Annotated in this window: 12 protein-coding genes; 1 reads left to right on the forward strand and 11 read right to left on the reverse strand. The window is 40.7% G+C overall.

Going from position 1 to position 8,128, the window contains the following annotated elements; translation table 11 throughout:
* Nucleotides 1–363 (reverse strand): CBS domain-containing protein (locus H6S82_RS10775; protein ID WP_199317879.1); only part of this gene is annotated, 363 nt, incomplete at its 3' end.
* An 881-nt stretch (nt 364–1,244) separates the two neighbouring features.
* Between H6S82_RS10775 and H6S82_RS10780 the strand changes: the two genes are divergently transcribed.
* The gene (locus tag H6S82_RS10780; protein WP_322111855.1) at nt 1,245–1,523 is read left to right on the forward strand and encodes a molybdopterin-binding protein; all 279 of its coding nucleotides are present in this window, start codon (nt 1,245–1,247) and stop codon (nt 1,521–1,523) included.
* A 56-nt stretch (nt 1,524–1,579) separates the two neighbouring features.
* On the opposite strand, the gene H6S82_RS10785 is transcribed toward H6S82_RS10780, so the two are convergent.
* From H6S82_RS10785 to nifE, 10 genes are all read right to left on the reverse strand, one after another.
* Nucleotides 1,580–1,840, reverse strand: coding sequence for a FeoA family protein (locus tag H6S82_RS10785; RefSeq protein WP_190462845.1), 261 nt, complete (start codon nt 1,838–1,840; stop codon nt 1,580–1,582).
* A gap of 191 nt (nt 1,841–2,031) precedes the next feature.
* Nucleotides 2,032–2,334 (reverse strand): 2Fe-2S iron-sulfur cluster-binding protein, encoded by a 303-nt coding sequence (locus H6S82_RS10790; RefSeq protein WP_190462847.1) that lies wholly within the window; start codon nt 2,332–2,334, stop codon nt 2,032–2,034.
* 113 nt (nt 2,335–2,447) lie between these two features.
* Nucleotides 2,448–2,831 (reverse strand): iron-sulfur cluster assembly accessory protein, encoded by a 384-nt coding sequence (locus tag H6S82_RS10795; protein ID WP_322111856.1) that lies wholly within the window; start codon nt 2,829–2,831, stop codon nt 2,448–2,450.
* A gap of 119 nt (nt 2,832–2,950) precedes the next feature.
* On the reverse strand, nt 2,951–3,697 hold the full coding sequence (locus H6S82_RS10800) for a ThiF family adenylyltransferase (RefSeq protein ID WP_190462849.1): 747 nt from the start codon (nt 3,695–3,697) through the stop codon (nt 2,951–2,953).
* An 11-nt stretch (nt 3,698–3,708) separates the two neighbouring features.
* On the reverse strand, nt 3,709–4,026 hold the full coding sequence (gene nifW, locus H6S82_RS10805) for a nitrogenase-stabilizing/protective protein NifW (RefSeq protein ID WP_190462852.1): 318 nt from the start codon (nt 4,024–4,026) through the stop codon (nt 3,709–3,711).
* Nucleotides 4,023–4,238: a CCE_0567 family metalloprotein gene (locus H6S82_RS10810; RefSeq protein ID WP_190462854.1), complete on the reverse strand. Its 216-nt coding sequence runs from the start codon at nt 4,236–4,238 to the stop codon at nt 4,023–4,025. The genes nifW and H6S82_RS10810 overlap by 4 nt, the downstream gene beginning before the upstream one ends.
* A gap of 111 nt (nt 4,239–4,349) precedes the next feature.
* Nucleotides 4,350–4,811, reverse strand: coding sequence for a NifX-associated nitrogen fixation protein (locus H6S82_RS10815; RefSeq protein ID WP_190462856.1), 462 nt, complete (start codon nt 4,809–4,811; stop codon nt 4,350–4,352).
* 179 nt (nt 4,812–4,990) lie between these two features.
* Entirely contained in the window at nt 4,991–5,392 is a 402-nt protein-coding gene (nifX, locus tag H6S82_RS10820; RefSeq protein WP_190462858.1) for a nitrogen fixation protein NifX, read from the reverse strand.
* 14 nt (nt 5,393–5,406) lie between these two features.
* Complete coding sequence (gene nifN / locus H6S82_RS10825) at nt 5,407–6,714, reverse strand: nitrogenase iron-molybdenum cofactor biosynthesis protein NifN (RefSeq protein ID WP_190462859.1); 1,308 nt, start codon at nt 6,712–6,714, stop codon at nt 5,407–5,409.
* Between the two features lie 184 nt (nt 6,715–6,898).
* Nucleotides 6,899–8,128, reverse strand: a 1,230-nt coding sequence (nifE, locus tag H6S82_RS10830) for a nitrogenase iron-molybdenum cofactor biosynthesis protein NifE (RefSeq protein ID WP_191056215.1), incomplete at its 5' end; no start/stop codon positions are given.

Raw genomic sequence — 8,128 nt, forward strand, 5'->3', positions numbered from 1 at the left:
TTTGTTCAAAATATCGGTGACGGAAATGATACCCAATAAGTCACCTTGAATGACAGGCGCACGCCATACGCCAGTATTAGCAAACAACCGCGCTACATATTCCAAATTAAGGTCGGGATTCACGACAATGCAGGGTTTACTCATAATTTCGTAAACGCGCACATCTTTGGGATCTTTTCCATAAGCAACGACTTTCGCTACAACGTCTGTTTCGGTAACAATGCCGTAAGCATCTTCTGAATCGCGAGCTTCTACTATCAGCGCCCGGACTTCTTTTAGCCTCATTAGCCTGACGGCTTCAGCTACAGTTGCAGAACCGCGAACAGTAGCTACATCCTGGGTCATAATATCTTTGGCCTTCATAATTGTCCTCCTTTTAGTTGGTCGAGTTCAGCCAAATAAAGGGTTATAAGCTGTTGCAATGTTTGTCAGTATGAAAACATACTTGACTCAGATGCAATCTGCTATTGTCAGAAGACTGATTGACCAATTCAAACAGAAAATAGCTTGAATCAGTTACTGGCTTTTCAGCAAAAATTGAATCGAATTTGTCTTCGATAGCAAGGAAGAATCACGTTGTTTACAAATATTTGGTTTTAGGCATATTTGTCAATCGCTCGATGGAGACTTGATTAAAACCACGTAATATCTCCCTCAATTAATAGCGCTCGGTCAAGTTTTTATTGCAACAACTTAACCCTGCAAATATAATAACACCAAAATCAGGCTTATTGTAGCTGTTTTTACTGAAGATTATAAAATAATTATTAAAATAAACAAAATTTTTATTTGATACATATTGTCTTGGATTTGTCATTAGGTTTTTTTAAATATTTATTAAAAAGTAAACATCTAATGTTTAGACAAAATTAATGTATTTTACGACCAATGTAAATAGTAGAGGCAAAATTTAATTGCCCCTACTATAAGTTATCAAAACACCTAAAATTAGGCGATATTCGCTTGCAGAGACTTTACTCTGACATCATCAATAACCTCACAAAATTAAGTTTAACGTGCTAAGGAAAGAGACGATATTTTAAAGTATTTTCCGGTCTGTTTCAGCAGGAAAACTAAAGGTATTCGGATGGTTGAAAATGTTTTTTATGGTGTTGGCGACCAGCGCTTTCGACCAGTAAGTAAATGATTGTCATTTGATTTTCTGCTATATACGCTACCAATTGATTTAGCAACGATCGACCGCAGAATAAAATTAAACAAACCTTAACTTTTGACTAAATTACATGGCGCTAACTAGAGAGAACATCTGGTATTATAAAAACGTAAAAATTTTGAAAATTGTAGGTAAAAACATGAAAATTAGCGCTCGTAATGCTCTCAAGGGTAAGGTAAAGCAGGTTACGCCAGGAGCGGTTAATACAGAAGTAGTCATAGAAATCTCTCCTGGTGTCGAAATAGTTTCCATCATCACAAAATCTTCAGGGGAAAGCCTGGGGATTGAAGTAGGCAAAGAACTTTATGCTATCATCAAGTCAACAGATGTAATGGTTGCGGTTGATTAAAATTTACCTACGGAAACTAGCAGTTAGTCATGGTTGGCTACTAAAGTTAGGTAAATTTAGAGAAGCGAATCAGTTAACCGAACGCAAATCGATCGAGCGAGGACTCGATCGATTTCTAGCCAATGCCGATCGGCTTTGACTAAAAAGGTAGGCAATCGCTGTTCGACCGTAATAGTAACGCCGGGGCAAATCCCCATTTGATTTAGCTTGTTAAGCACCTTTTCATCTGCATCGCGAAAGCGAGTCACGATTCCCTGCTCTCCAGGTTTTAGCAACTCCAGTGGAGAAAGACAAACTGTAAAGCCTTGATTCCACATTTAAAACACCTCTGTTTGGTAAGTGTTTAATTAAACGAACTGAAATTAAATCTTTTTTAATTATGGGAAATTATCCAATGTAGTTCTATCGATTTCAGCTTTTAAATGTAAAATTGCAGATTTGAAAAATTGTTATATTTTAAATCTGCAATTTTAAATAGCTCGGTTTCTAGGGTCGAACCAGTAAATCTTTAAACAAGGTACGCTTCTTGATGCGTGCGAATCGTACAATCAGATTTAGGATAAGCAACGCAAAGTAAAACAAACCCCTTAGCCATTTGTTCGTCATCTAAGAAATTTTGATCCGACTGATCTACTTGACCTTCAACCAACTTTCCAACACAACTAGAACAAGACCCAGCGGAACAAGAGAATGGTAAATCTATTCCTGCGTCTTCAGCAGCTTTGAGAATATAAGTATCCTCATCTACATCAATTACTGTATCTAATTTGTGCTTTTTACTTTGCAAGCGCACTTTGTAGGTAGTAGCCATTGTCCTATACCAAATCGTGAAAATTTACAGAAAAACTAAAGCAAAGCAGTTTTGAGTTTTGAATTAAGTATTCATTACTCAGCATTCATTGTTGACCAAGCACTATCATTTCCTTAACTGCAAGAAACACCTGCGGGAGTGCAATCACCAGCTTTGAAAGATTTGCCACAACCGCAGCTATCCGTCGCGTTAGGATTGCTAAACTTAAATCCAGACTCAATTAAACCATCAACGAAATCAATCACAAGTCCTTCTAATAAAGATGCGCTGTTGCGATCGACATAAAAAAGCACCGAGTCTTGTTCCACAACCAAATCATCATCTTTTGGTTTACTGGTGATATCCATTTTATATTCGTAACCGCTACAACCACCATCAGCAACCGCAAGGCGCACGCCTTTGCGTACAGGAGTTGTTTCTTGTGCAGCAGTCGCTCTCAAGAAAGTGCGAAGCCGAAATGCTGCTTTTTCAGTCATATTAATCGTCATAGTCGTCATAAAATCCTCCTATTTTGATAATAATTGTAGGTTGGGTCGAGGTAACGAAACCCAACGCTGTGTATCGGGTTGTTGGGTTTCGCAATAGCTCAACCCAAGCTACAAAAGTCACTATTCCCTCATTTGTGATTTCCACATACCGGACAATGGGAATCTTTATAAGAGCGACGTTTTGCAAAATTTAGAGTACCTAAATCCATCGTTAATAATTTAGACGATAGAGTTTCTCCGACTCCAGTAATTACCTTAATTGCCTCCAGTGCAGTCAGACAAGCTAGCGTTCCCGAAACGGCTCCCAAAACACTAAAAGCGCGTTTATCCCATTCCGGTTTTTCGGGAAACAAACAAGATAAACAAGGAGTTTCGCCAGGGATAATTGTAGTTAGGTAAGCTTCCATTCCATTCATGGCTGCTTCTACCATTGGTTTGCGCCAACGCACGCAAGCAGCATTCAATAAATCCCGTTCTTCAAAGTTATGAGCGCAGTCAAGAGCGATATCCGCTTGTAACACTAAAGAATCAACATTTGCTGCGGTAACGTATTCGGGAATCGCCTCTATTTCTACATCGGGATTGATGGAAGAAAGCGTTTCTTTAGCTTTGATTACTCTGGGTTGACCTACCCAATCGTCCGTCATTAAAATCTGACGGTTCATGTCATCTAAGCGTAAATTTCCGCCTCTAACTAAAATTAATCGACCTACGCCAGCCACCGCTAAATATAGCGCAGCCGTACCGCCTAATCCCCCTACACCCGTGACTAATACAGTTGCTTGGCGGAGTTTACGTTGTGCTGATTCCCCAAAACCAGGGAGCATCATTTGGCGGTGATAACGTTCTAACTCAGTAGGTGTAAGGTTTAACACTTCAATTCTCCTTAGTCAGACTGAATTTCTGAGAGTAAGACGACATTTTTGGGTTTTTCATTGAACACTTTGAACAGTTTCTGCTCTACGCCTGTTGAAGTTAAAAATAATTCATAAGACTTTAAGAGAGCATCGCGGTACTTATCCAATTTTTCCTGCGGTTCGATATTGGGATAGTTCTCATCAATTTCACTAACGTACTGAGAGAACTTCTTCAAAATGTGCAGGCGATTAACATTCACAGTCTGCGGATCGAAAGGAAGTTGAAAAAACTGGAAATATTCCTCAGCATCCACGATTTTTTGAAAGTCAGATAAGGCTTGTGTCATTGGGCTGACTCCATTACTTTTAGCTGTTTTTTCAGGTTGTCTAACTCTCGAAATAGCTCATAGGTTCTGCCAGCTACTTCCATGATGGTCTCGAAATCGGTGGGCAAACCTTCTGCTAAATCGTGAAGTTCCATTTTTAGTTGACCACCTTTGCTGTTGAGGCGCTTAATTTGAGTTTTCAGTTCCTCAATGCTTAAGTTTGCTTGCACCATAAATTTGTTACCTCAAAGAGCGATCGACCGATTTTAGATTTTAGATTTGGGATTTTAGATTTGGGATAGACATAAATCATAAATCCCAAATCTCAAACCTAAAATTGATATTTAAACTTCTGCTACTTCGCGATAGCGTTTAGCTAATTCTACAGCAGAGTTGGTAAGTTTTTCACCTTCAGCAGCTAGTTTTTCCATCGATTCAAAGCCAAACCGTTGGGCATCTCTGAGAGTTTTAGATACCACCAAAAGGCGACCGGAAAATACTAAAGCCCAGCCAAATCCTTCATGGCTTAAATTAATCACTACCTGACAGATTAATCCAGTTTGTTGTTCTACGAGAGTTGCGATCGCACGATAAAAAGCCGTGATTCGCAATTGCGTTACCGGATCGACATCTCCTTCTACCGAGATTTTCCGTTTTTGTTCTTTACTAAGAATTAATGGCTTGATAATCAACTCATCCGACCAACTACGGTAAACACCAAGGCTATCTTGGGCGCGAATTTGGCGCACTATTTCTTGCAAGAAAGGTGTTTGAATTAGGGGCAAGTTAGTTTCTGTTACAGTCATCGTAATTTTCTCTCGTCTCTTCAGGTCAATTGGTTGAACAAATCTACATTTGTAGGGGCGTAAGGGAGGGCTTAATTGGCTAGCTTGTGGAGCAACGTGATATATCATTAAACCCGCCCCTACTAACCTGTGGAGTGACATGATATATCATTAAACCCGTCCCTAAAAACTTATCTGGTTTATTCCTCTAAGGAATCTTCAAAAGAAGCTTCCTTTTGTTGGAGTGCTTTACGCAACCAAGGTGGAGGATTACCCTTTAATGTTTGTACTAACTTGTTGAGTACATCAGTAATTAAATCCTCCTCACTTTTTGACTTAACTGGTGTTACCCGCTTGCGAATTAATCTGGCGGCTGCACTTCCTCCGATCGCAGCGACATAAACGATCGTGCAATCAGATACAGCTTCCAGTTTGGGAACGAGTTTATCTTCGTTACCATCTTCTTTCAGGTCGCCACCAAAAGTCAGATTATCTACAAATTCATAACCTTCTGGCGACACTTCATAAACTGCCATTTGTTTTGCCCAGCCGAAATGGGCATCAATATGAACTAAGTCATTGGTAGCAAAAGCAATTTTCATGGCTTCTCTCCTTTTTAGTGTTTGGCTTTCGATTCCTCTTGTTCGAGGAGAAGATTGCCAAGATTAAATAAAAACTCAATAGTGCCGCGATAACCAACAGTCGTAAAGTAACCGTTGCCTAAGCGATCGAAGATTGGCATTCCTTGCCTATAAAGAGGAATTCCTAGCTTTTTGCTAACTCGTTTACCGTTAGAATTAGCAACTAATAAATCCGCACCGACTGCCAATTTTTCTAAGTCATCTAAGTCTCCAATTATAACCGATTCAAGCGGAAGAGATTCCAGTACGGGAGATTGAGTTGTAGTGACAGCAGCTTGGATTTGCGCTCCCATTTCCTGTAAAAAAATGCTAGTTGAATACAGCAAATCTGGCTCTAGCGCCAGCGATACTCGCTTGCGTCCGAAATAGAAATGAGTATCCAACATAGCATCTTGCAACTGGCGACGCTGACGCCGAAACTTTTCGGGAACGGGACACTCACTTAATTGCGATAATTTCATTAGAAATTCATCTACCGCTTGCAATCCAGTGAGTCGCGAAAATACTTGATATTCCGTACCAAATCGCTGTTGTAAAATCTTTGCCGCACCCCGCATACTTTCGCCAAAAGCGAGGGTAAAAGCAGATGCACCCACACGCTTCAAATCTGCTAAACTTGTTCCTCCCGTTGTTGTGGCGCTATACTCTCCATCGGATAAGTGACCGTCAAGAGATTCCGAGAGGTCGGGAACTGCGATCGCATCCAATCCAAAAGCAGTGACGATCTCCTTAATTTCCTCTACATCGCCTGGGGTAAACGCAGAACCTACTAACAGGGTAACTTGATTGGTTTGCTTTTCAGCTGCGATCGGCACTTCTTTTACAATACCTTCTACCGCCGCCGCAAAACCATCTTGCAATGCGCCTTTAAAATCGGGAGTCGAACAAAAAATAACAGGTACATTACTTAAATCTGGGTGACGTTTTTTCAGCGTTCTGAGGATGCCTTCCATATCATCCCCTCGCGTTTCCGTTAACCCAGTCGTACAAAGTCCGATAATTTCCGGTTTGGCTTTTTCTAATAAGGTTAAAATCGCCATTTCTATATTTTCTTCTCCCCCTAAAATCGTCGTGACTTCCGTCATCGCTGTGGTACTTAAAGGGATAGCTTCTCGAAAGTGCCGTACTAGCAAAACTTTCGCAAACGCCGTACAACCTTGGGAACCATGAAACAATGGCATCGTTCCTTTTAAACCTAAGAATGCTAACGCCGCACCCAAAGGTTGAGATTGTTTAATTGGATTGATTGCAACAGATTTTTTGGGTGAGATTACAGTAGCCATCGTTCGATTTTGGATTTTGGATTTTAGATTTTGGATTGAAGATTATTCGATTTCAGATTTTGGATTTTGGATTGAAGCTGTAGGGTGTTTCAGATAGATAATTTTCGGAGACATCATTAATTTTATTGCTTTGACGCGCCCTACTTTACTAGCTTCTGCCAATCTAAAATCCAAAATCTAAAATCTAAAATTCCCAAGGTGCTGGTTGACGAACTTGCGCCCAAACCGGACTGTACAAAGCTTCATCTAATTCTCTCGCCATTTCCACCATACCTGAATAACCTGAGTAGGGATGATGGCGTTCTTGGTTGATATCAAGGAAAGGTATTTTCGCTTTCAAAGCCGTGTATTGGTTGCGTCCTCCCGCAATCAACATATCTGCTTTGGTTTTCTCAATTACTGTGAGGATTTCGGCAGCGTTGCCTTTCTCCAACATCATACCATCTTTACCCAACAATTCTTTAATTTTTGCCTTATCTTCTTCCGTACTTTTCTTCGTACTGGTGGCAACAACTTCCATACCTAAATCTTTGGCAGCGGAAATAATCGACCAACTTTTTACACCGCCAGTATACAATACAACGCGCTTACCTGTTAATCTAGCGCGATAAGGTGCTAAAGCTATATTTAATTTTTCCGTTTCTTCCGCAATTAATTTTTCCGTGCGTTCTTGCAAGTCGGCATCGCCAATTTTTTGGGCAATATTTCGCAAGCAGCGATTCATGTCATCTACACCATAAAAAGATTCCTCAATGTAAGGAATACCGTATTTTTCTTCCATCTTTCTGCCCATGTTGATCAGCGCTTTCGAGCAGATCATCACGTTAAGTTTGGCGCGGTGGGCAGCGCAGACATCATGGTAACGAGCGTCACCCGTAATTTTAGCTAAAACGCGAATGCCTAACTTTTCAAATAAGGGAAGAACGCCCCACAATTCCCCAGCAATATTGTACTCGCCAATCAAATTAATGTCGTAGGGTGTAGTATATTCCGGTTCTCTTGTACCGACTACATATTCTAATAATGCCTCGCCACCGATGCGGTTGCCGAGGTTTTTACTACCGACAAAGCCTGGAGAATTAACGGGAATAATAGGAGTACCTGTTTTCTTGGCAGCAGTTTCGCAAACTGCATCTAAATCATCGCCAATTAAGGCTGTAACGCAGGTGGAATAAACGAAGACTGCCGCAGGCTTGTAGCGTTCTTCAACTTCTAGAATAGCTTTATAAAGCTTTTTTTCTCCTCCGAAAATAACATCATTTTCACTCAGATCGGTGGTCAACCCAACTTTATAAAGATGGGAACCAGAGGAAAGACTACCGCGACTGCCCCAAGAATTACCAGCACAAGCGATCGGCCCGTGGACTAAATGAGCCACATCTGTAATTGGTACGAGGGCGATGCTTGCACCGTC

This window comes from Planktothrix sp. FACHB-1355 (assembly GCF_014748295.1).
Taxonomy (GTDB): Bacteria; Cyanobacteriota; Cyanobacteriia; order Cyanobacteriales; family Aerosakkonemataceae; genus Aerosakkonema; species Aerosakkonema funiforme_A.

Excerpts from the sequence above, each read along its gene's own strand:
- nifX (WP_190462858.1), bottom strand. The coding sequence starts at position 5,392 with ATGAAAATTGCTTTTGCTACCAATGACTTAGTTCATATTGATGCCCAT.
- H6S82_RS10795 (WP_322111856.1), bottom strand. The coding sequence starts at position 2,831 with ATGACGACTATGACGATTAATATGACTGAAAAAGCAGCATTTCGGCTT.
- H6S82_RS10790 (WP_190462847.1), bottom strand. The coding sequence starts at position 2,334 with ATGGCTACTACCTACAAAGTGCGCTTGCAAAGTAAAAAGCACAAATTA.
- nifN (WP_190462859.1), bottom strand. The coding sequence starts at position 6,714 with ATGGCTACTGTAATCTCACCCAAAAAATCTGTTGCAATCAATCCAATT.
- H6S82_RS10815 (WP_190462856.1), bottom strand. The coding sequence starts at position 4,811 with ATGACTGTAACAGAAACTAACTTGCCCCTAATTCAAACACCTTTCTTG.
- H6S82_RS10810 (WP_190462854.1), bottom strand. The coding sequence starts at position 4,238 with ATGGTGCAAGCAAACTTAAGCATTGAGGAACTGAAAACTCAAATTAAG.
- H6S82_RS10785 (WP_190462845.1), bottom strand. The coding sequence starts at position 1,840 with ATGTGGAATCAAGGCTTTACAGTTTGTCTTTCTCCACTGGAGTTGCTA.
- H6S82_RS10780 (WP_322111855.1), top strand. The coding sequence starts at position 1,245 with ATGGCGCTAACTAGAGAGAACATCTGGTATTATAAAAACGTAAAAATT.
- nifW (WP_190462852.1), bottom strand. The coding sequence starts at position 4,026 with ATGACACAAGCCTTATCTGACTTTCAAAAAATCGTGGATGCTGAGGAA.